This is a genomic window from Pseudomonas gorinensis (assembly GCF_042015035.1).
Taxonomy (GTDB): Bacteria; Pseudomonadota; Gammaproteobacteria; order Pseudomonadales; family Pseudomonadaceae; genus Aquipseudomonas; species Aquipseudomonas gorinensis.
The window spans coordinates 1,481,263-1,501,649 of sequence record NZ_CP167125.1; the positions used below are offsets into that span (position 1 = coordinate 1,481,263).

Here is a 20,387-nt window from a genome sequence, read left to right on the forward strand (position 1 = left end):
GTCCTCTGTAGGAGCGAGCTTGCTCGCGAAGAACTCCCAGACACCGCGTACATCCAGAATTTCCGCGTCATCATTGGCGATTTTCGCGAGCAAGCTCGCTCCTACAGTGGGGGGGCGTCAGTCCGAGAAATAGTTAGCGGGTCGACACGGGGCGTTTCACCCACACTGGCGACAGGCTGCTGCCGGAGCCGGTGACGTACAGCACCGCGGCCTCACCGCGCTCCAACGCAACCGGCTTCACATCGCCGACTTTCTTGTCACCGTCATACAACGCCAGGCTCACCTTCACCGGGTTGATTTCACGCTCGCCACGGCCCTTGGCGGCCACGGACTTGACCACTTCGGTCTTGCCGTCAGCGGTTTTCAGGGTCAGGGCCTTGTCGCTGAGGTTCTGTACGCGCACCAGGGATTTCTGCTTGTTCTTGAACGGCGGTTCTTCGATCAGCTGAGGCTGGCCGCTGCTGTTGTTGACCAGGGTGTAGTAGTGATCGGCGGCGAGCTTGACCGGTACGGTCTGGCTGCCGACCTTGGCGCTGTAGTCGCCGCCGGGCATGAAGCTGAAGTCGCTGCTGGCCAGTGGGGCCACTTCGTTGAGGTTGGTGCTGCCAACTGTCGCGCTGACTTCCTGGTTGGAGGCGTTATAGACGCGCACGAAGCTGGAGCCTTTCGGTGCGACAGGGCCGTACAGGGCGGCGTCACCACCGGCGAAGGCAGACATCGATACAACGCTCATGCCGGCAACCAGTGCCAGGGTCTTGGCGAGACGACGCGGAGTAGTAGTGAAAGTCATGTGAGTTACCTCTCTTTCAGTTTTGCGCCCGGTCGGGCGTCTCGGATTTTTGGTGTTTAACTGGGGTGTTCAGTGCCATGTTTTGTTGGCGCGAACCGGCTTGTTTAAGTTGCGCAACCCACGATGGGTCGGCATCACCGATTTCGTTGTTCACGGGCAGATAACGTTCAGGAAACTCCCAGATCAGCACTTGTGGCGGGCTGTTCTTGAAGTCGTCACTTTTCAGGTAGCTGAGCATCGGCAGGATCGGGCCGTGGCCGTCTTCGGCGTAGCTGACCACGTCGCTGCCCAGGGCTTGCTTGAGCGCACCGACGAAGTTCCAGTTGGGGTTGGCGCTGTAGCTGGTGCCCACCAGTGCTACCGGGGTTTCGCTGTCGGTGAACAGTGCGTCGTCGCCCTTGGTTTCGGCCAGGTGCGTCACGCGTTTTTCCAACGGCTCCTTCGGTGGCATCAGGTTTTCGAACAGTGGGTCCAGGGGCAGGAACAGACGCAGGTCGCCTTTATGCGGTTCGGTCTTTTCGGCTTCGGTGACAAAGCGCTGCGGTTCGCCGTTCAGTGGGGTTTTGTCGGCAATGGTTTTAGCCAACTGCTTGGCGGCGATTTCGGCGCCGTCCGGGGTCCAGTGGGTGTCGGTACGCAGGAACACTTGCTTGCCGCCCAGCTTGGCCTGTTGCAGCGGGCCCAGCAGGTCTGGGGCGATGATGTGGTCGGCGGCGACACGGGCGTGGAAGTCCTGGTACAGGTTGGCGTGGATACTCGCCGGTTTCACTTCGCCCAGGTGTTCCGGGTACAGGCGTACCTTGGCCGGAATGATCGCCATCACCAGCTCAATGCCTTGGGCCTTGAGTTTCTGGCGCACGCCTTCGACCAGGGCGTAGTTGCCTTCCAGGTTCTGGTCTTCGTTGACGGCGGGGTTGAACTCCTCGTCGCTGTACAGCCAGTGATCGCGACCCAGCACCACGCCAGGGCGGCCTTCATTGAACAGCTTGTAGTCCAGCGCGGCCCAGAGGTTGGTGCCGATGCGCTTGATCGGGAACTGGTCGTCGTAGTGCGTCTCGACGGCCTTGGTCCAGCGACCGTTGAGCACGGTCGCATCAGCGTTGGTGCTGAAGCCGAAGAAACTGCGCATCGACCAGGCGCCCAGGGCCAGCAGCACCAGCAGGAACAGTGCGATATAGAGGACGCGGAATGAACGGGTCATGGTCGGCTCCCTCAGAATTGGAAGTAAAGGAACGGCGAGAAGCTCTGCGCCGATAGTTTCAGGATCGATGCCACGAACAGCAGCAGCACCGCGGCGCGCATGGCGTAGCGTGGCCAGTCAGCGGTCCAGTAGGCCGGTTGCACAGCGGCGTCTTTACCCACGGTGAAACCAGGCTGGTGGATGCTGCCCGGGTCATCGCCAGGCACGGCCTTGATCAGGCTTGGGTCTGCCGGCTTGGTTTTTTCGGCGGGGCGGTTGGTGTAGAAGTCGCGCAAGCCGAAGAACGCCAGGGTTGCGTACGCCACCACCAGGGTTGCCACTTGCAGGCCCGTGAGGTTGGCGCGGTTGAGTTCCGAGAGCGACCACTCGCCAAAGCTGAACATCGCGCCGTACATACGGCCGGCCACATGCAGGTTTTCGGAGCGGAAGATGACCCAGCCCATCACCACCAGCAGGAAGGTGAAGGCCCAACGGACAACATTGAAACTGCGTGGTGCGGTGTTGAGGCCGATGGCTTTCTCAATCGCCAGCCACATGCCGTGCCAGGCACCCCACACGATGTAGGTGATGTTCGCACCGTGCCACAGGCCACCGAGCAGCATGGTCAGGAACAGGTTGCGGTAAGTGGTCAGCGTGCCTTTGCGGTTGCCGCCCAGGGTGATGTACAGGTAGTCACGCAGCCAGGTCGACAGGCTGATGTGCCAGCGCCGCCAGAACTCGGTGATCGACTGGCTGATGTACGGCTGCTTGAAGTTTTCCATGAAGCGGAAACCCATCATCAAGCCCAGGCCGATGGCCATGTCGCTGTAGCCGGAGAAGTCGAAGTACAGCTGCGCGGTATAGGCCAGCGCGCCAAGCCAGGCGTCGCCGGTGGTGGGGTTTTGCAGGGCAAAGCAATGGTCCGCCACCACCGCCAGGGTGTCGGCGATAAACACCTTCTTGATGAAACCCTGCATGAACCGCGTGCAGCCCTCGGAGAACTTGTCGAGGGTATGGGTGCGGTTATTGAACTGGTCGGCCAGGTCGCGGAAACGCAACACCGGGCCGGCGATCAGGTGCGGGAAGATCGCCACGAACGCCGCAAAGTCGATGAGGTTGCGCGTCGCCGGGGTATCGCCACGGTACACGTCGATGATGTAGCTGATGGACTCGAAGATGTAGAACGAGATCCCGATCGGCAGCAGCACGTGGGTGAGGATGAACGGCTCGAGACCCACCGACTTCATCATCACGTTGATGCTGTCGACACCGAAGTTGGCGTACTTGAAGTAGCCGAGGATGCACAGGTCGACGGCCACGCCAAGCAGCAGCCAACGTTGGGCCGGCTTGGTACGCACGCCGGCTGCACCAACCTTGAGGCCGATCCAGTAGTTCCACAGCGTGACGGCCGCGAACAGCGCCAGGAAGTCCACTCGCCACCAGGCGTAGAACACGTAGCTGGCAATCAGCAGCAGCAGATTGCGATAGCGTTGCCCGCTCAAGTAGTACAAGCCGAGAAAGATCGGCAAGAACAGAAACAGGAACACATTGGACGAGAAAACCATCCCGATCTCTCCATGTTTAACCAACAGTCAAGGGCCAGAGCCCCCCCAAACCCCCCACGATGTCGGGGGAGGTTGTATTGCAATCTCACTGTCGAAACCGGCGTCAAATGTGGGAGGGGGCTTGCCCCCGATGGTGGTGAGTCAGTCACCGGATGCATCAACTGATACACCGCTATCGGGGGCAAGCCCCCTCCCACATTTTTACCGAGTTCACTCAGGAACCTTTGTTGCCTTTCTCATGTGTCGGGTCGTAGACCTTGGTCAGGTCGCCGCCGAGGCGGAAGGTCTTGAACGGTTGCATCCCGTGCTTGCGTTCGAGTACATCCGGCGCGCAGGTGTAGAGGGTGCAGAAGGGTTCGAGCCAGGCGAATTTCATGTCTTCCTTGAGATCCTTCATGTCCTGTTCCTTGCCGTTCTTCTGTTCGAAGATCTCTGGATCCTTGACCCCGGCCAGCACCTTGTCGCCCAGGCGCTTGAGCGCGCCGTTGTTTTCCTGGCGCAGGTCAACCCCGTTGACCAGGGCAAAACTGGCGATCATCGACAGCGGCGGCAGCGCGTAGTTGTGGTACGACAGGGCGCGTTGCTGACGCTTCAACTCGTTGGGCAAAAAGCCCTGGTCATCGACCTGGTTGACGCCGACCTTGTATTCCTTCACGGCCCAATCAAACAGGTCGCGACGGTTGGTGGCGATGGAGGTTGCCATCACCGACCAGGCGGCCCAGTAGGAGTGGTTGTTGGTTTTTTCCAGCGGCAGGTTGTCCCAGTCGCTGACCACCTGGTCCGCCAGCTTGTTGAACCAGGCTTCGATCAGTTGCGATTCCTGCTGGTGGTTGGCCAGCGGATGCGAGTCGGAGAACTTCAGGCGGACATAGGCCGAGGCCATGCTGCCCAGTGCCCATTTGCGCATGGACTTGCCGGTGTGGTTGAAGTCCTTGGACATCAACGCGTCAGCCTTGGCCCAGCTGGTCAACCAGTTGAGCGTGCATTCCAACTGCTCCGGACGACCGTCGCGCATGAACTGCATCACGCGCTTGCTGGTGTCTTTTTCCAGCTTGGTGATGTCGGCGGTGCTGTCGCGAAAGGCTTTTTCCGACTGCACATTCAGCGTGGAGCGGGCCTTGTCGGAGCCTTCGTACTTGCTGCGAAATTGCAGCGGGCCGGTGTACGGCGTGGGCATGGCATCGCAGTCATTCTTGAAATCGCCGGTCTTGAACGCTTCAATCGGTGCGAAGTAGCCCTGGGGTGGACGCAGTGGCGCGGCGGCGCTGGCCGCGCCGGCGAAGATCGCCAGGCCCAGTAACGATGGAATCAGTAACTTCTGCATAGGTAACCTCATTGCCCGAGTGAGGCAGTCTTCTGACCGCCGCTTGGGAATACGTTGCGTGTGCAAATTTTCGCTTCGACCTTCTGCGCGGCAGCGCCCGCTTCGGGGCCCTGCACTTCCACGGCCAGCAAGTTCTGCGAGGCCCAGTCTTCATCGGTGCGCAGTTCAAAGGCGAAACGCCCGTCTGTATCGGATGTTTCGGGTTTCTCGATCTTGATGTCCTCGTGGCGCCCGTTCATGTACCAGAGGGTGGCTTGCAAGGTTTTCACCGAGGGATCGGCGAAGCGGATATCGACCTGATGGTTGGCATTGCGCAGGTCTTTGTTCGAACTGTTAACCAGCAATTCGTTCTTGCCGGGTTTCAAGGTGGTGCTGGCGCTCATCTGCGCGGTCTTGCCTTCACAGCCGTTGTCCAGCAGCGCCATCATCTGGCGGTAGATGGTTTCCTGGTCGAGGCGATACAGCGGCGAGAATTCCCAGATCAAGATTTTCGGTGGGGTTTTCTGGAATTCATCGCTGCCCAGGTACTGGATCATCGAACCTTCCAAACCACCGCCGGGGAAGGCGACGTTGAGGATGTCGGCACCGATTTCCTCTTCGAGGAAGCCGGCGAAGTTGTAGTTCTTGCCGCTGTGGCTGGTGCCGACCAGGGTGATCTGCGGGTTGCCCGAATCGCTGAACAGGTCGCCGTCGCCCGCTTCGCCCTTGGGCTCGGTGGTGAACTGGTCCATGTACTGGATCGCGTAGCTGGTGCCGCACAGTTGCCCGGCCATGTTGTGCAGGGTACCGGTCTTGCCCATGCGTCCGGAGCGCTTGGTCTCGAACTCACGCTTGGGAATATCGGCGAACTCCGGCATCGCGCGCACTTTGGCACCGACGATTTTCGCGGTGCGCTGGGCGCCATAGGGGGTCCAGTGCTGGTCGCCACGGAAGTAGAAATCGTGGGCCGGCAATTCGTCCGGCAGTTGCTCGTTGGTCAACGGCGACAAGTCCGGCACCACGTAGCCCATCTTGGCGAAGCGGCCGAGCATGGTCTTGTAGTTGCTCAGGGCCTTGTCGAAATCGAACGAGGCTTTTTCTGCCGGGTTGAGCTTGTTGCGGTTCACCAGGCCACGGGTCGGCTGGTAGACCACCACCAGTTCCACGCCTTTGGCCTTGAACGCATCGTGCAGTTGTTGCATGCGTTTGTAGCCGGCGGGGCTGGTGTCGAATTCGGTGCGCAGGTCTTCCTGGGTACGGAACAGCCAGTCGCCCTGGGCTTGTACCAGGGTGGTGAAGTTCTGCTGGTAGCGCGTGGTGTAGTTCTTCGCGTCATGGGCGGCCGGGCACAGGCTGCAGCACGGTTCGGCGGTAAAGGTCGGCGCCTTGATTTCATCGGCGCGTACGCCCTGGCTGGCCGCGAGCAGGCCGAGGGTCAGACCCGAGAGGCTCAGCAGTTTGATCATGTGTGGGTGCATAAGGGTCATCCTCAGTCCTGCATTTCGGTCTGGCGTTCGACAGGGTCGATCAGCACGGCTTTCTGCTGGCGCACCAGCAGGTCGAGAATTTCTTCCTGACGATCGCCCAGCACGCCGGAGAAGCTGATGCCGCTGGATTTGGTCGGCGCCAGCATCGACACGCGATACAGCTCGATACTCAACGGCGAGTCGATCGACAGCGGTCCGCTGCCGTTACCGGCCAGCTCACCGCCGACCACGATCAGCGAGACCTTGGCATCGAACGGGTCGAGGGCGATGTCGCGGTCGGTGTCGGTCAAATCCTTGATGTGGCCGTACACGCCGGTCAGGCCGTTGGCCATCGAGGTGTTTTCGTACAGCTTGATGTTCACGCTGTTACGGACCCGGATGCCGTGACGACGGTTGCTGATCACCTTGTTGCCCCACAGCAGGTTGTCGCCGCTCTCATAGAGGGTGATGCCGTCGGTGTGGTTGCGGTAGATCTCGTTGTCGGCGATCAGGTTGTTCACGCTGTTACGGTCGATCACCAGCCCCGACAGCTTGTTGTCGTAGCTGCGGTTATTGAAGATGAAGCTGTCGTTCACTTCCCGGGAAATGATGATGCCGTGCTTCTTCTTGGTGCCGTAGACGGTGTTGTCCGCGATGATCAGGCCGTGGGAACGGTCATGGGGGTCAATGCCGTAGACGATGTTGTCTTTATAGGTGTTGCCTTTGAGCACAAAGCCCGTGGTCTCGTAGCAGTAGAAGCCGTACCACATGTCCGAGAACTCGGAGTCGATGATCCAGCCGGTCGGCTCAGGACGCTTGAGTACCTTGGCCATGTTCGGCGTGTATTGGGAAATACTCACCCCGTACGACTTACTGTTGGCGTAGCCGAAGCTGGCCATCTTGGTGTTGGAGATGTAGGTCTCGGTGCCGCCCCAGGACAGCAGGAACGGGCGGAACGCCTTGGGCGACGTGAACAGCGCCGGGCCATTGGCTTTTTCGCTCCAGCCGGTGACCTTGGTATCGCGCACAAACAGTTGGCCGTCGTTGATCAGGAACGAGCCGGCTTCCTGGGACAGGCGCAGTTCCTGGGTCTTCTTGTCGATTTCCAGGATGCCCTTGCGCCCGACCACGATCGGCAGCTTGGCCAGGAACACGCCCGGCGAGGTTTCGCTCAGGTACTGCTTGGGCACTTTACCCAGCAGGTCCTTGAGGTTCATGTAGCCGTCGTCGACAAAAATGGCCTGGGGAATGCCGTGCTGGCGCACCACCCATTCGGCCATCTTGTTGTCGCCGCCGATGAAGTCCTTCAGGGCGTCTTCCTGCATCATGCGGCGGATGCTGATCTTGCCCGGCTTGGTTCTGACGATTTTCTTTTCCATCGCCGCGGCGGTGTAGCCCGACAGGTCCGGCAGGGCAGGCTTGGCCATTTCCAGCGGCGCGGTCGGCGGGCTGGAGATGGTGTAGGTCTTGGCCTGTTGTAGTTCTTTGGCGATGGTCGGCGCCTTGACCGGCTGCGCGGTATCGGCGAACGCTGTGGCACTGGCCATCAGCATCGCGGTCACCAGCAGGCATCTGCCTGTGAAGGGGTGAGCAATCATTGCGCGGGCTCCCATCAGAACTTCCAAATCACGTCGACAAAGGCGCGATGCATGTACGAGTCGACTTGGCTGCCATAGGCGTCGCCCGGTTTGAACACACCTGCACGCAAGCGCACCAGGGCCGACGGTTCGTCGATCGAATGGCTGAGCCCAGCCGGCAGCAGGCCGGTCTTGAAGTATTTGGTGACCACCAGGTCCATCTCCTGGCCCAGGTCTTTCTTGCCGTCTTCCAGGGGCAGGGACGTGCTGGACAGGATCGCGCCGGTCACGTCATCGGTGTTGTTCTGCACGGCGTCGATGCCGTTGCTGCCGACCGGCTTGTTGCCGTCGACGCGCCAGAACTTGTGGTACACCAGGCTGGCGTCATAGTCCTCGCGCAGCTGCCAGGAACCGAACAGGCTCATGGACTGCATGTTGTTCATTTCGCCGCGGAATGCTTCGCCGAAACGGTGGACGCGGGACTGGGTACCGGTCCAGTTCGAACGGTTGCTTTGCAGGCCGTTCTGCTCGTATTCGGCACTGGCACGCGAATAGGCGGCGCCCACTTGCCACTGCGGGTCAAGGCGCAGGCGCACACCCAGGTCGGTGGCCCAGCCATTCAGGTCATCGCTGCGCTTGGCGTTGGTCGGGCGGGTGCCGTCGGCGTTCAAGGCATTGACCGTGTCGCGGTTGCCCTGCATGCCGGTGACGCTGGCCCAGTAGTTGACGGTGTTGGTGTTACGCCAGTTGTAGGCGTCGCTGTTGGCTTCGATGCCAAGCCAGGTCAGGTCGCCGTTTTCGCGCTTGTCCAACGAGTCGGTGGGCACGCCCGGCTCGGGATAGTCGAGCTTGCCGTCGTCATGGGTATGGTGACCGCGCAGGCCGATCCACTGCCCCGGCGTCCACTGGTAGGACGCGTCGGCGTAGAAGTGCTGGCGGTCCTTGTCCTCGGGCGACAGTTCCTTGAGGTCGGTGCGGTATTCGCTGAAGCGTTCGGCTGCGCCGACATTGGCCTTGAGCAAGGTGGTGTCGAAGGTCCAGTTCAGCGCTTCGATATTGGTGTCGCGCCATTGGCCGTCGTCATTGTGCAGGCGTTGGCGACCGAGCTTGAGGATCTCGCCAGGGTAGGGCGTGAAGCCGCTGTAGCCGACCCAGAACTCGCGCATGGCCAAGTAGTTTTTCTTGGTCTTGCGGTCGTCGTTGGTGGTTTGCTGGTTTTCGTCATCCGCCGACTGTTGCAGGGTGTCGGTCTCGATAATGTCGCTCGAAGCAACCGCCTGGCCCATGGCATAGGCGCTCCAGTTGCCGCTTTCGCCGTAGATCCACGGGCGCAGGTCGAGGCCGATGCCGTTGACGTCGCCGCCTTTCTGGGTGCCCAGGTCGCGGTCGTCTTCGGACTGGCCGGTGATTTTAACGTCCATGCCGAAATTCTTGGTTTCAGTCAGTGCGGCCAGGGTCGGGCACGACCACAGCAGGGCAAAGGTCAGGCCGATGCCGGCCTGCACGAATGGATTGAGCTTCATAGGGATTCCTCGCCGTCTTCTTCTTGCAGGGCGTGCAGTTGCAGCGTGCTTTGGGCCAGGGTGCCGCGCGCGGCCAGTTCCTGTTGCACCAGGCGTTGGCCTTCGGCGCGTTGTTCCGGCGTCAGCGGGGCTTCGAGCTGCGTCGCCAACTCATTGGCCTCTGGCGTGTCCTGGGCTTTAGCCAACTGGCTGAAGACATAGGCGTTCAGTGGGTCGGGCTTGGTGCCCTTGCCTTGGGAAAACAATTGGGCGATGGCGAAGTCGGCGCTGTTCTGGCCGTTACGCGCGGCGGTGAGCAAATGGTCCAGGGCTTTTTGCGAGTACACCTTGCCCAGGTAGCCACGGCGGTAGATCTGGCCGAGGTAGTAATCGGCGGCCACTTCCTTGCCTACGGCTTTTTCGAAATGCGCTTCGGCCACCTTGGCGTCCGCCGGCACCCACTTGCCTTCGTAGTAGAGCTTGCCCAGCAACAGCTCGGCGCGCGGCTGGTCGGCGGCGCGGCCGTTGTCCAGGTACTTCATCATCTGGTCGACGTCGCCCAGTTCCGGGAAGTCGTAGAGCAGTTGCGCCAGGCTGACCCAGGAAGCGGGGTAGCCGGGGGCGATTTTTTCCAGCAGGGCCTGGGCGGTCTTCTCGTCGGTCTTGCCCAGGGTTGCATCGCCCAGCACGCGGGCGACGCTGTCGACGCGCTGTGCGGTGACGGTGCCACGGCTGTAGCCGGCTTCCATTTGCTTGAGCAGCTCGGCTTGTTTTTCCGGCTCGGCTTTTTTCTGGTAGACCGTGGCCAGTTCGACGTAGCAGATGTCGGTGGTGTTCAGCGCGGCTTTGCAGATGCGCTCTACGTCATCCAGGTGCTGGTCGTAGGTGTCCTGGGTGCGATACAGCAGCACCTGGGCCAGACCGGCTTCCGGGTAACCGGCCGCCTGCCATTTGTTGATCTGCTGCTGGGCATTCACGTTGGGGAAACTGTGCGGGTATTGCAGGTACAGCATCGCCAGCGGGATCAGGGTGTTGCCTTCGCCATTGGCAAAGGCTTTTTTCAACAGGCCTTCGGCTTCATGGTGTTCGGCTTCGGTAGAGCCTGGCTTGGCCACCAGCAGGCGACCGAGACGGGCCTGGGCACGCGGCGAGGTATCCGCCGCTGCGCGGTAGGTGGCTTCGGCCTGTTTGATTTGCGCCGGATCGCGGGTGCCTACCTGGATGTCGGCCAGGCCCACCTGGGCCTCGCTGTAACCCAAGTCTGCCAGTTGCTGGTAATTCTGCTGCGCGGTGACGGTATCGCCACGCTTGAGCGCTTCATTGGCCAGGCGTTGGTCGGGCAGGCCGGCGCAACCGGCGAGGGCGATGGCCAGCGCCAGGGGCACCGGTAGGGTTCGAAGGGCGCTCATGATTAAAGACCTGCTGCCATGGCTTTATCGATCAGCCAGTTCAGGGAGGGGCCACGGTCGCTGGTCACTTCTACCGGGCGGCCGGCGTAGGTGCTGTCCAGGGGAGCATCCGGCTTGATCTGCACACGAATGTCGGAGGACAGGTCGGCGCTGTTCAGGCTGGTGCTGCTGACGATGGTGCCGGTGCGGACCTGCTCTTCGTCGGCGACCTGGAAGCTCACCGGGGTACCAGGGCGTACGTCGGCGAACTGGCGATAGGTGAAGCGTGCTTCCACATTGGCCAGGCTGCCGCGTGGCACCAGTTGGAAGATCACATCGCCCTTGCTGGCGTACTGACCGTCGGCCACCAGTTGCTGGGCCACGACGCAGTCGCATGGGGAGGTCAGGGTGCCGGTCATTTGCTTGCCGAACAGTTCTTCGACCTTGGCCGGTTGCAGCTGGTCTTCGTCGAGGTGGCCCTTGAGTACGTCGAGCATGCTGGTGCTGAAGGTGGCCAGTGGTGCGCCCTTGGCCGCAACCGCATCACCTTTGAGCAGGCTTTGCACGGTACCGTCGCGCGGCATGGTCACGTTCATGCCGGGTACGCTGACCAGGCCCGCCTGGGCGTGGGTAACGAAGTACATGCCGTACAGCGACTTGAAGACAAACCCGAACGCCGCCAGGCCCACGAGGAAGATCGCCAGGCTGAACGTCACGGCGCGCAGGCGGCCGAAGGCGCTCATGTTGCTGCCGCCATCCTTGACCTTGCGGGCCTTGGTGAAGTTGTCGCGTTGCAGGGTGGCGAGCACATCACCCATGGTCACGATGTCGCCGGACAAGTGCGAGGTGATCAGGTGGCGCAGGGTGGAAATATCCTGGGCGTCGAGGTTCTGGAACTGGCAACCGGTACGGCCGCTCTGGCGGTCGTAGGAGCGAATCTGCAACTCCACATCCATGGCCAGGCCGAGGTTATCGATGACGAATTGCAGGCGGCCCTTGTGCACTTCACCCACGGTCAATGGCTGGGTGGCGGTGAACGCCAGGCCGCCGGCGGACAGGTCGATCACGCGTGCTTCGGTCTGGGTGCGGTCAGTGTTGAAGAAGCGCAGCTTGGCCGGGATTTTGACCCGGGCATGTTGGCGCTGGGCTTCGGATTCGTGGACAACGTTGGCGTTTACTTGGCTGTTCATCAGGGCAATTTCCTAGAGTTAATTCAGGCTTGGCAGGGTCAGACCATCATCAGCAACACGGCGACGAAGATGCTGCCGGCGGAGAAGGTCATGGTCCGAGACGACCAGGTGTTGAACCAACGTTGAAAGCTGGCCAAATCGCGGGTCAGTTTGGTGTCCTGGCGGGTCCAGGACTGTTGATCAAGGCGGAAGAACACGTAGATCTTCACCAGCGCGCCCATGATCTGGTTGTAATAGAGAATCACCGGGTAGGCCGGGCCGATCTTGTGGCCGGAGCACGACAGCAGCAGGGTGAGGATCAGGCGGGTGATGCCGATCCACAGCAGGTAGGCGAGGATGAACGCGCCGCCGTACTTGAAGGTGGCGATGATCGCCACGGTCAGGCCGAGCAGGGAGGTCCACATCGACACGCGCTGGTCGAACAGCACCACGCTGGTGAACAGGCCCAACCGACGTACGCCCAGGCCCAGGGCACGGGAGTTCTGGCGCAGGTTGTTGCCGTACCAGCGGAACATCAGCTTGCGGCTGGCCTTGATAAAGCTCTTTTCCGGCGGGTGTTCCACCGTATTGATCGCGGCGTCCGGCACGTAGAACGTGTCGTAGCCCAGGCGCATCAGGCTGAACCAGCTGGACTTGTCATCGCCGGTCAAAAACTTGAAGCGGCCCAGGCGCCAGTGTTGCAGCGAGTCGCTTTCCACATCGGCGATAAAGCCCGGGTCAGTGACGACGCTGGCACGGAACACCGACATGCGCCCGGTCATGGTCAGTACGCGCTTGGACAGGGCCATGGAGCACATGTTGATGTGACGTTGGGCGAAGCGCAGTTTGTGCCACTCGCTCATGATGTAGCCGCCACGGACTTCGCAGAACTCGTTGGTGGTCAGGCCGCCGACATTGTCGAACAGCTGGAACCACGGCACGGTCTTGCGCACGACGCCTTCGGCAAGCACGGTGTCGCCATCGATCACGGCGACCACGGCACGTTCGTCCGGCAGGTGGCGGGAGATCGCGCGAAAGCCGAAGGCCAGGCCGTCGCGCTTGCCGGTACCGGCGATGCGCACGAAGTCGAGCTTGACGTGGTCAGGCGGGTTCATGCGTTCCCACAGGCTCTTTACCAGCAGCTCATCGGACATTTCCACCAGCGAGCAGACCACGGTGGTGGGGAAGCCGCACTCGATGGCCTCGCGAATCACCGAGCTGTACACCTGGGCTGTGGTCAGCGCGTCGATACGGAAGCTGGTGACCATCAGGAACACATGGGACGGGTCTGCGGCTTTGCCCAGCTTGCGCACTTTGCGGCGCAGGTGGGGGTAGACCACGTACAGGAACAGCATGCCGCGAAAGAAATGCGTCGCACCCATCGAGTAGCGCCAGATACCGACGGCGCCAATCAGGAAAATAAAATTCTTCGACTCCGAGTCGAATGTACTCGCCGGCAGCAGCAGGGCGAGTCCCATCAGCAGGCTGAGGAACAGCAGCCAGCCGGCGGATTGCAGTAGTACATGTTTTAACTTGGACATAAGCGTCATCCGGAAGGGAAGGAGGTTCCCGGCTGCAAGCGCTGGGGATGAAGACGCTTGCAGCCCGGAACTTGCCGTCGCTGTTACCAGCAAATACCTTCGGTGCGGCCGCTCACACTGGTGGCTTTGGACATGAAGCCCACCAGGTCGACCACTTGCTTGCCATCCGGCGCGTTATGCGCCAAGGCACGGAACTTCTCGTCACGGTTGCCGAGGATGATCACGTCGGAGTTGTTGATCACGTCGTCGAAGTCCGAATTGAGCAGGGACGACACGTGCGGGATCTTGCCTTCGATGTAATCTTTGTTCGCACCGTGCACACGGGCGTATTCGACGTTGCTGTCGTAGATGCTCAGGTCGTAACCCTTGCCGATCAGCATCTCGGCCAGTTCTACCAGCGGGCTTTCGCGCAGGTCGTCGGTACCGGCCTTGAAGCTCAGGCCCAGCAGGGCGACTTTGCGTTTGTCGTGGCCGGCGACGATGTCGAAGGCGTTCTGTACCTGGGATTCGTTGCTGCGCATCAGCGAGTTGAGCAGTGGCGCGTCGACGTCCAGGGAGCTGGCGCGGTAAGTCAGGGCACGCACGTCTTTGGGCAGGCAGGAGCCGCCGAACGCGAAGCCTGGGCGCATGTAGTACTGGGACAGGTTGAGGGTCTTGTCCTGGCAGACCACTTCCATCACTTCGCGACCATCGACGCCGACGGCCTTGGCGATGTTGCCGATCTCGTTGGCGAAGGTCACCTTGGTGGCGTGCCACACGTTGCAGGTGTACTTGATCATCTCGGCGACGGCGATGTCCTTGCGGATGATCGGAGCGTCGAGTTCTTCGTACAGCGACTGCAGGACGTCGCCGGAAGCTTTGTCGAACTCGCCGATAACGGTCATCGGTGGCAGGTCGTAGTCGGCGATGGCGGTGGATTCACGCAGGAATTCCGGGTTGACCGCGACACCGAAGTCGATGCCGGCTTTCTTGCCGGAGCAGTCTTCGAGGATCGGGATCACCACGTTGGCGACGGTGCCCGGCAATACGGTGCTGCGCACCACGATGGTGTGGCGGGTGGTCTTGTCACGCAGGACAAAACCGATCTCGCGGCATACCGATTCGATGTAGTTGAGTTCCAGGTCGCCGTTTTTCTTGCTGGGCGTGCCGACGCAAATCATCGACAGGTCCGTATCGCGAATCGCTTCGGCGAAGTTGGTCGTACCGCGCAGGCGACCGTTTGCGATGCCTTGGCTCAACAGTTCGCCCAGACCCGGCTCAACGATCGGCGATTTACCGGCATTGATCAGGTCGATCTTTTCCTTGGAGATGTCTACGCCCACCACTTCGTGGCCACGGGCAGACAGGCAACCGGCACAGACTGCGCCGACGTAACCCAAACCAAATATGCTGATGCGCATCGCAATTACCTCTTTGTCATTGAAGACGGTATTTAAAACATGCCATTAGATGGCCGGAGTTCATGTTTGCAAGCGTCACAAATGCCGCGAAAGTTGGGCGAATAGACGCCGACTTGCCGCGTACAGGCATGTTGAATAACGAGTGACTAACTATTGCACTCAAGTTGTGCGCAACTTGGCCTTGTTATTGGGGCCTGCCCTCAAATGCAGCCAGCCTTCCTGGGAGAAGGGCCTGGCGTCAGTGCCGCAGGGCTTTGATAAAGGCTACAAGCCTTTAAATATCAATGCCTTGGGTTATCTCACTGACCCATTAGGGTAAGCACAGCCTTGGCCTATAGTGCGTGGCAATTCATCCTTGTCGCCGCTCTTAACTAATCGGTTGGTAAAGTGACCCCTGAGTCAAAGTTCAATGTGACAACTTCGCTACTTCCGTTGGTCGGCCATGTAAGTCATCTCTTACAGAAACAGAGAATTTCGTTACCGGTGGTATGAGCGGTGCTTTAGGACGAAGTTCCGGGCCACTCATCCTGTTTCCGGAAATTTCTTGAAATATTGGCAAAGATGGCACTGGTACTATATTGATAGCACTTGCTATTTGGGCCAGTAGTTACGGGGAGTTGGCGCGCGGGGATAGTTTTTTGCCACTAGTAATTAAAAAGTGGGGTGCCACTACGAAAAAAAATGACGAATGTCGAGTGAAAGAAATTTTAGAGAAGTGTCAGAATATTTTTTGACGCCAAAAAATTGGCTATTCCTGATCTGAAATGCACCCAAAATGTGTGAGGGGGCAAGCCCCTCCCACATGTGGATTTCATTGCCCGAAAGCCTTATTCCGGTGCGTGATCGCGCAAAAACACCAGCTTGTCCGGCTTGGACTGCTCTGCATTGAAGCGGTAGCCCTGCACCTCGAACTGCTTGAGCTGGGCCGGGTCATTGATACGCTCTTGGATCACGAAACGGCTCATCATGCCCCGGGCCTTTTTCGCGTAGAAGCTGATGATCTTGTACTGGCCGTTCTTCAGGTCCTTGAACTCGGTATTGATGATCCGCGCGTTCAGGGCGGTGCGCTTGACCGCCGAAAAATACTCGTTGGATGCCAGGTTGAGCAGCACGTCATCGCCTTGTTCGGCCAGCGCCTGGTTGAGCCACTCGCTGAGGCGCGTGCCCCAGAAGGCGTACAGGTCCTTGCCACGGGCGTTGGCGAGCTTGGTGCCCATCTCCAGGCGGTACGGCATCATCAGGTCCAGGGGGCGCAGCAGGCCGTACAGGCCCGAGAGCATGCGCAGGTGGTCCTGGGCGTAGCTGAAGTCGGCATCGCTGAAGGTGTCGGCGTTGAGGCCGGTGTACACGTCGCCCTTGAACGCCAATAAGGCCTGCTTGGCATTCTCTGGGGTGAAGGCCGGGATCCAGCTGCCGAAGCGGGCGGCGTTGAGGCCGCCGATCTTGTCGGACACGTGCATCAATTCGCTGATCTGCGCCGGGCTCAGCTGACGCAGTTGCTCGATCAGTTCCTGGGAATGGTCCAGGTATTGCGGCTGGGTGAAGCGCGCAGTGACCGGCTTTGACTCGAAGTCGAGGGTTTTGGCGGGGGAAATCACCATCAGCATGAAGTCGTCTCCTGTAATCGTGCGCGGATTCTAGGGGTTGCGGCGTTTTGACTCCACCTATGAAACCCATAGATGCCTCGATTTCTGTAGGAGCAAGCTTGCTCGCGAAAAACGAAAAGACACCGCGTTGATTCAGGATGCCCGCGTCAGCGTTAACGTATTTCGCGAGCAAGCTCGCTCCTGCAATGATCGGCTATAGTGCGCGACGACTCTGGAGAAGGAGACCCTGGTGCGAATTGCGCTTTTATTATCCGCTTGCCTGTTCTGCATGAGCGCCCAAGCGGCGCCGGTGGATGTAGCCAGCCTGGACCGTGGCACCTGGCCCGAAAAGCTCAGCAGCCCGGCGCTGTTCGATGTGGCTTCGCGTGCGGAAATCCTGATGTTTGCCCATAGCCTGATCGCCAGCGAAGCCCAGGATGACGCGGCGCTCAAGCAGCGCCTGGGGTTGAAGATCATCAACCTGGCGGCCATCGATGACCTGCGTCGCCAGCTCTGGCGGCGCTTGCTGGAGAACTACACCTTCGCCCAGCAGAGCTGTGAGGAAGATGCCTCGTTCTGCTACCTGGTGGAAAACATGGACGATCTGCGCGAGCAGGCGGGCAAGTTCGAAGTCGGCGAAAACTCCTTCTATATAGGCTGGGCCGGCCCGAGCCATGTTTTCCATGAGCGTTATCTGGACGAGCTGCTGCGCAAGGCCGCGCTGTTCCCGCAGATCAGCAGCGAAGTCGCGCGTTTCGGTGATCACGAGCGCAATGGCGATGAACTCAACGACCGCCTGTTCCTGTTGACCTTCGACGGCGGGCCGGCACCGGTCAGTGGCAATACCGACTGGCTTACCGAGTACCTGCGCAAGCAGAAGATGAATGCCACCTTCTTCGTGCTCGGCAGCAGCCTGCAAAACCGTGTGGAGCGTAGTTCGGCTGCCGATGTGCAGGCGCTGTACCAGGGCCAGTGCGTCGGCATCCAGGGGTGGCAGTACCGTTCCCACAGCCATTGGGTCGACTGGCAGAGTTCGATCACCCGCAGTGCATCGCTGGCGCAGAACCTGATGCCGGAAAACTACGTACCGCTGTTTCGCCCGCCCTACGCTCAGCGGCGTGCGGACAGCCAGGGCTTCTTCCAGGCCCAGGGCCTGCAGGTGGCGTTGTGGGACATCGACTCCCAGGACGAGCCGGGCAAACTCAAGGCCGATGAGTCGGCGCAACGGGTACTGACGCTGATGCTGTTGTGGCGCAAAGGGGTGATTGTGTTTCACGACACCCAGGACAAGGCGCGGGTGGCATTGCCGCTGTTGCTGCAGGCAACGGCGCAAAGTGGCCTGGGCTGGCAGGACTGCCACGAGGCGTTTCGCTGAAAAGATGAAGTGCCCGGCCCTGTTGGGGATGAGGCGTTTACGGGGAAATTTTGTGCGACATTTCGATGCAGGCGGACTTCCGACTTTAACGGGGTAGCTGGCACTCGGCTAGTGCTATTCGTCATCCTGAAAAATAAACTTCAAAAAACCGTCAAAGTGCTTTTTCCTGTCATGGGTTTTGCGGTATTACGAAGTCAGATCGCCGAAACCTGCAACACAGGTGGCGTCTTCCAAGACTCCTCATGTGGGCACTGCCCTTGATGTCACTCAAGGTGCGGTCGGTGGTCGAATCGAGGCGCAGCACTGTTGTGGTATTGCGTCGACTGGCTCCCACAAAGGTGACCGAGTATGGATGATCATGGACGTAACCCTTCTTCCGACCAGCCAATCCTTTATGTGCTTGATACCAATGTATTGATCCACGATCCAAACGCACTGCTCAACTTCGAAGAACACCACGTCGCCATCCCGATGATCGTGCTTGAGGAGCTCGACAAACTCAAAAGCGGGCACCACAGCGTGGCTGCCGAATGCCGCCAGGCCATCCGCCTGATCGACAAGACCCTGGGCGAAGCGTCACCCGAGGATGTTGAAGTCGGCGTGCCGATCCAGCGCGGCAAAAGCGGACCCAAGGGCTTGCTGTCGATCCTGATGAGCAAGCGCAGCGAGCCCAACAGCCTGCTGCCGGAAAACCTGAACGACAACAAGATCATCAACCAACTGATCGACCTGCACGCACGCGACAAGGACTTGCGCCTGGTGCTGGTGACCAAAGACATCAATATGCGCCTCAAGGCACGAGCGTGTGGGATCGCTGCCGAGGACTACAGTACCGACCAACTGGTCGACGACGTGTCGATGCTGTCCCGTGGTTATCACACCATGACCGGCTCGTTCTGGGACCGTGTCAGCAAGGTCGAAACCCGTCAGGACCATGGCCGCACCTGGCACCAGGTGCAACTGATCGACAACCTGCCGGCCGTGCACATCAATGAATTCATCATCGACGAACAGGGCTTCGTGGGCTGGATCAAAGAGATCCAGGTCGACAAGCTGCTGATCCTCGACCTGCATCAGGAGCCCCTGTTGCACCAGGAAGCCTGGGGCCTGAAACCGCGTGACATCTACCAGAGCCTGGCACTGTATGCGCTGCTCGATCCGGACATCCACCTGGTCAACCTGACCGGCGCCGCGGGCTCGGGCAAAACCATCCTTGCCCTGGCGGCCGCCATCGAGCAGACCATGGTGACCAAGCGCTATCGGCGCATCATCGCCACCCGCAGTGTGCAGGGCCTGGACCAGGAAATCGGCTTCCTGCCGGGCACCGAAGCGGAAAAAATGGAGCCATGGCTGGGGGCGATCACCGACAACCTCGAAGCCTTGCACATGGATGACGAAAACACCCATGGCAGCGTCGACTACATCCTCAGCAAAGTGCCGTTGCAGTTCAAATCCCTCAACTACATCCGAGGCCGCAGCTTCCAACAAAGCCTGATACTGATCGATGAATGCCAGAACCTTACGCCGCACCAGATGAAAACCATCATCACCCGTGCCGGCGCCGGTTCCAAAGTGGTGTGCCTGGGTAACCTGGCACAGATCGACACCCCCTACCTGTCCGCGACCAGCTCCGGGCTGACTTACCTGACGGAACGCTTCAAAGACTTCCCCAACGGCGTGCATATCGCGCTGCAAGGGGTGCCTCGCTCGATTCTGGCCGAATACGCCGAATCGCATTTGTAAACGTGGTCAGTGTGGGAGGGGGCTTGCTCCCTCCCACATTTGTTATGCATTGGGTTTACAATCGGTGCTCCTGATCAGGAGTATCCCTGTGCTGACTCATCTCGATTCCCAAGGTCGCGCCCATATGGTCGACGTCACTGACAAGTCCGTGACGTTCCGTGAAGCGGTGGCCGAAGCGCGGGTGCGCATGCTGCCCGAGACCCTGCAAATGATTGTCGACGGCGCCCATCCCAAGGGCGACGTGTTCGCCGTGGCCCGCATCGCCGGGATCCAGGCCGCGAAAAAAACCAGTGACTTGATCCCCCTGTGCCACCCTTTGATGTTGACTGGCGTCAAGGTCGAACTGAGCGCCGATGGCGCAGACTCGGTGCATATCGTGGCGCGCTGCAAACTCTCCGGGCAGACCGGCGTGGAGATGGAAGCGCTGACAGCCGCCAGTGTCGCCGCGCTGACGATCTACGACATGTGCAAGGCCGTGGACCGCGGCATGACCATCGAAAACATTCGCCTGCTGGAAAAACTTGGCGGTAAAAGCGGGCATTTCAAGGCGGATCAGGCATGAGCATCAACGTACTGTTTTTTGCGCGCTACAGCGAAGCGGTGGGCCTGGACTCGCTGGAGATGGAGGGCGACTTCGCCACCGTCGACGCTGTGCGCCAGGCGTTGGCCAGTGATCCGGGCTTTGAAGTGCTCAACGAAGCCAGCTTGATGTGTGCCCGTAACCAGGAGCTGTGCAATCTCGACGAACCGCTGCACGCCGGGGATGAAGTCGCGTTCTTCCCGCCCGTGACCGGAGGCTGAG

Annotated in this window: 16 protein-coding genes; 4 read left to right on the forward strand and 12 right to left on the reverse strand. The window is 60.1% G+C overall.

Features of this window, described 5'->3' with window-relative positions; all coding sequences use genetic code 11:
* Nucleotides 1–133: 133 nt before the first annotated feature.
* The 12 genes from AB7933_RS06715 to yaaA form a co-directional block, all read right to left on the reverse strand.
* The gene (locus tag AB7933_RS06715) at nt 134–790 is read right to left on the reverse strand and encodes an alginate O-acetyltransferase AlgF (protein WP_024073549.1); all 657 of its coding nucleotides are present in this window, start codon (nt 788–790) and stop codon (nt 134–136) included.
* Between the two features lie 16 nt (nt 791–806).
* On the reverse strand, nt 807–1,991 hold the full coding sequence (locus AB7933_RS06720) for an alginate O-acetyltransferase (RefSeq protein ID WP_024073550.1): 1,185 nt from the start codon (nt 1,989–1,991) through the stop codon (nt 807–809).
* A gap of 11 nt (nt 1,992–2,002) precedes the next feature.
* Nucleotides 2,003–3,535, reverse strand: a complete 1,533-nt coding sequence (locus AB7933_RS06725; protein WP_024073551.1) for an MBOAT family O-acyltransferase — start codon at nt 3,533–3,535, stop codon at nt 2,003–2,005.
* 214 nt (nt 3,536–3,749) lie between these two features.
* The gene (locus AB7933_RS06730; RefSeq protein ID WP_093235455.1) at nt 3,750–4,859 is read right to left on the reverse strand and encodes a mannuronate-specific alginate lyase; all 1,110 of its coding nucleotides are present in this window, start codon (nt 4,857–4,859) and stop codon (nt 3,750–3,752) included.
* A gap of 8 nt (nt 4,860–4,867) precedes the next feature.
* On the reverse strand, nt 4,868–6,316 hold the full coding sequence (locus AB7933_RS06735) for an alginate O-acetyltransferase (protein ID WP_041161102.1): 1,449 nt from the start codon (nt 6,314–6,316) through the stop codon (nt 4,868–4,870).
* Between the two features lie 11 nt (nt 6,317–6,327).
* Nucleotides 6,328–7,917: a mannuronan 5-epimerase AlgG gene (gene algG, locus AB7933_RS06740; protein WP_024073554.1), complete on the reverse strand. Its 1,590-nt coding sequence runs from the start codon at nt 7,915–7,917 to the stop codon at nt 6,328–6,330.
* On the reverse strand, nt 7,917–9,404 hold the full coding sequence (locus AB7933_RS06745; RefSeq protein ID WP_024073555.1) for an alginate export family protein: 1,488 nt from the start codon (nt 9,402–9,404) through the stop codon (nt 7,917–7,919). The genes algG and AB7933_RS06745 overlap by 1 nt, the downstream gene beginning before the upstream one ends.
* Nucleotides 9,401–10,792, reverse strand: coding sequence for an alginate biosynthesis TPR repeat lipoprotein AlgK (algK, locus tag AB7933_RS06750; RefSeq protein WP_024073556.1), 1,392 nt, complete (start codon nt 10,790–10,792; stop codon nt 9,401–9,403). Before algK ends, AB7933_RS06745 begins: the two co-directional genes overlap by 4 nt.
* 2 nt (nt 10,793–10,794) lie before the next feature.
* Entirely contained in the window at nt 10,795–11,961 is a 1,167-nt protein-coding gene (locus tag AB7933_RS06755; RefSeq protein ID WP_024073557.1) for an alginate biosynthesis protein Alg44, read from the reverse strand.
* 38 nt (nt 11,962–11,999) lie between these two features.
* On the reverse strand, nt 12,000–13,481 hold the full coding sequence (alg8, locus tag AB7933_RS06760) for a mannuronan synthase (protein WP_162163588.1): 1,482 nt from the start codon (nt 13,479–13,481) through the stop codon (nt 12,000–12,002).
* Between the two features lie 83 nt (nt 13,482–13,564).
* Nucleotides 13,565–14,881, reverse strand: a complete 1,317-nt coding sequence (locus AB7933_RS06765; protein WP_024073559.1) for a nucleotide sugar dehydrogenase — start codon at nt 14,879–14,881, stop codon at nt 13,565–13,567.
* An 827-nt stretch (nt 14,882–15,708) separates the two neighbouring features.
* On the reverse strand, nt 15,709–16,488 hold the full coding sequence (gene yaaA / locus AB7933_RS06770; protein ID WP_024073560.1) for a peroxide stress protein YaaA: 780 nt from the start codon (nt 16,486–16,488) through the stop codon (nt 15,709–15,711).
* Between the two features lie 229 nt (nt 16,489–16,717).
* Between yaaA and AB7933_RS06775 the strand changes: the two genes are divergently transcribed.
* From AB7933_RS06775 to moaD, 4 genes are all read left to right on the forward strand, one after another.
* Nucleotides 16,718–17,842, forward strand: a complete 1,125-nt coding sequence (locus AB7933_RS06775; protein ID WP_024073561.1) for a polysaccharide deacetylase family protein — start codon at nt 16,718–16,720, stop codon at nt 17,840–17,842.
* Between the two features lie 348 nt (nt 17,843–18,190).
* Nucleotides 18,191–19,585, forward strand: coding sequence for a PhoH family protein (locus AB7933_RS06780; protein WP_024073562.1), 1,395 nt, complete (start codon nt 18,191–18,193; stop codon nt 19,583–19,585).
* 88 nt (nt 19,586–19,673) lie between these two features.
* On the forward strand, nt 19,674–20,147 hold the full coding sequence (gene moaC / locus AB7933_RS06785) for a cyclic pyranopterin monophosphate synthase MoaC (RefSeq protein WP_024073563.1): 474 nt from the start codon (nt 19,674–19,676) through the stop codon (nt 20,145–20,147).
* Complete coding sequence (gene moaD, locus AB7933_RS06790) at nt 20,144–20,386, forward strand: molybdopterin converting factor subunit 1 (protein ID WP_024073564.1); 243 nt, start codon at nt 20,144–20,146, stop codon at nt 20,384–20,386. The genes moaC and moaD overlap by 4 nt, the downstream gene beginning before the upstream one ends.
* Nucleotide 20,387 lies beyond the last annotated feature (1 nt).

Coding starts and splice junctions, on each gene's coding strand:
- AB7933_RS06720 (WP_024073550.1), bottom strand. CDS start 1,991: ATGACCCGTTCATTCCGCGTCCTCTATATCGCACTGTTCCTGCTGGTG.
- AB7933_RS06725 (WP_024073551.1), bottom strand. CDS start 3,535: ATGGTTTTCTCGTCCAATGTGTTCCTGTTTCTGTTCTTGCCGATCTTT.
- AB7933_RS06735 (WP_041161102.1), bottom strand. CDS start 6,316: ATGCACCCACACATGATCAAACTGCTGAGCCTCTCGGGTCTGACCCTC.
- AB7933_RS06780 (WP_024073562.1), top strand. CDS start 18,191: ATGGATGATCATGGACGTAACCCTTCTTCCGACCAGCCAATCCTTTAT.
- yaaA (WP_024073560.1), bottom strand. CDS start 16,488: ATGCTGATGGTGATTTCCCCCGCCAAAACCCTCGACTTCGAGTCAAAG.
- AB7933_RS06730 (WP_093235455.1), bottom strand. CDS start 4,859: ATGCAGAAGTTACTGATTCCATCGTTACTGGGCCTGGCGATCTTCGCC.
- moaD (WP_024073564.1), top strand. CDS start 20,144: ATGAGCATCAACGTACTGTTTTTTGCGCGCTACAGCGAAGCGGTGGGC.
- AB7933_RS06765 (WP_024073559.1), bottom strand. CDS start 14,881: ATGCGCATCAGCATATTTGGTTTGGGTTACGTCGGCGCAGTCTGTGCC.
- AB7933_RS06715 (WP_024073549.1), bottom strand. CDS start 790: ATGACTTTCACTACTACTCCGCGTCGTCTCGCCAAGACCCTGGCACTG.
- AB7933_RS06755 (WP_024073557.1), bottom strand. CDS start 11,961: ATGAACAGCCAAGTAAACGCCAACGTTGTCCACGAATCCGAAGCCCAG.
- AB7933_RS06745 (WP_024073555.1), bottom strand. CDS start 9,404: ATGAAGCTCAATCCATTCGTGCAGGCCGGCATCGGCCTGACCTTTGCC.
- alg8 (WP_162163588.1), bottom strand. CDS start 13,481: ATGTCCAAGTTAAAACATGTACTACTGCAATCCGCCGGCTGGCTGCTG.
- algG (WP_024073554.1), bottom strand. CDS start 7,917: ATGGGAGCCCGCGCAATGATTGCTCACCCCTTCACAGGCAGATGCCTG.
- algK (WP_024073556.1), bottom strand. CDS start 10,792: ATGAGCGCCCTTCGAACCCTACCGGTGCCCCTGGCGCTGGCCATCGCC.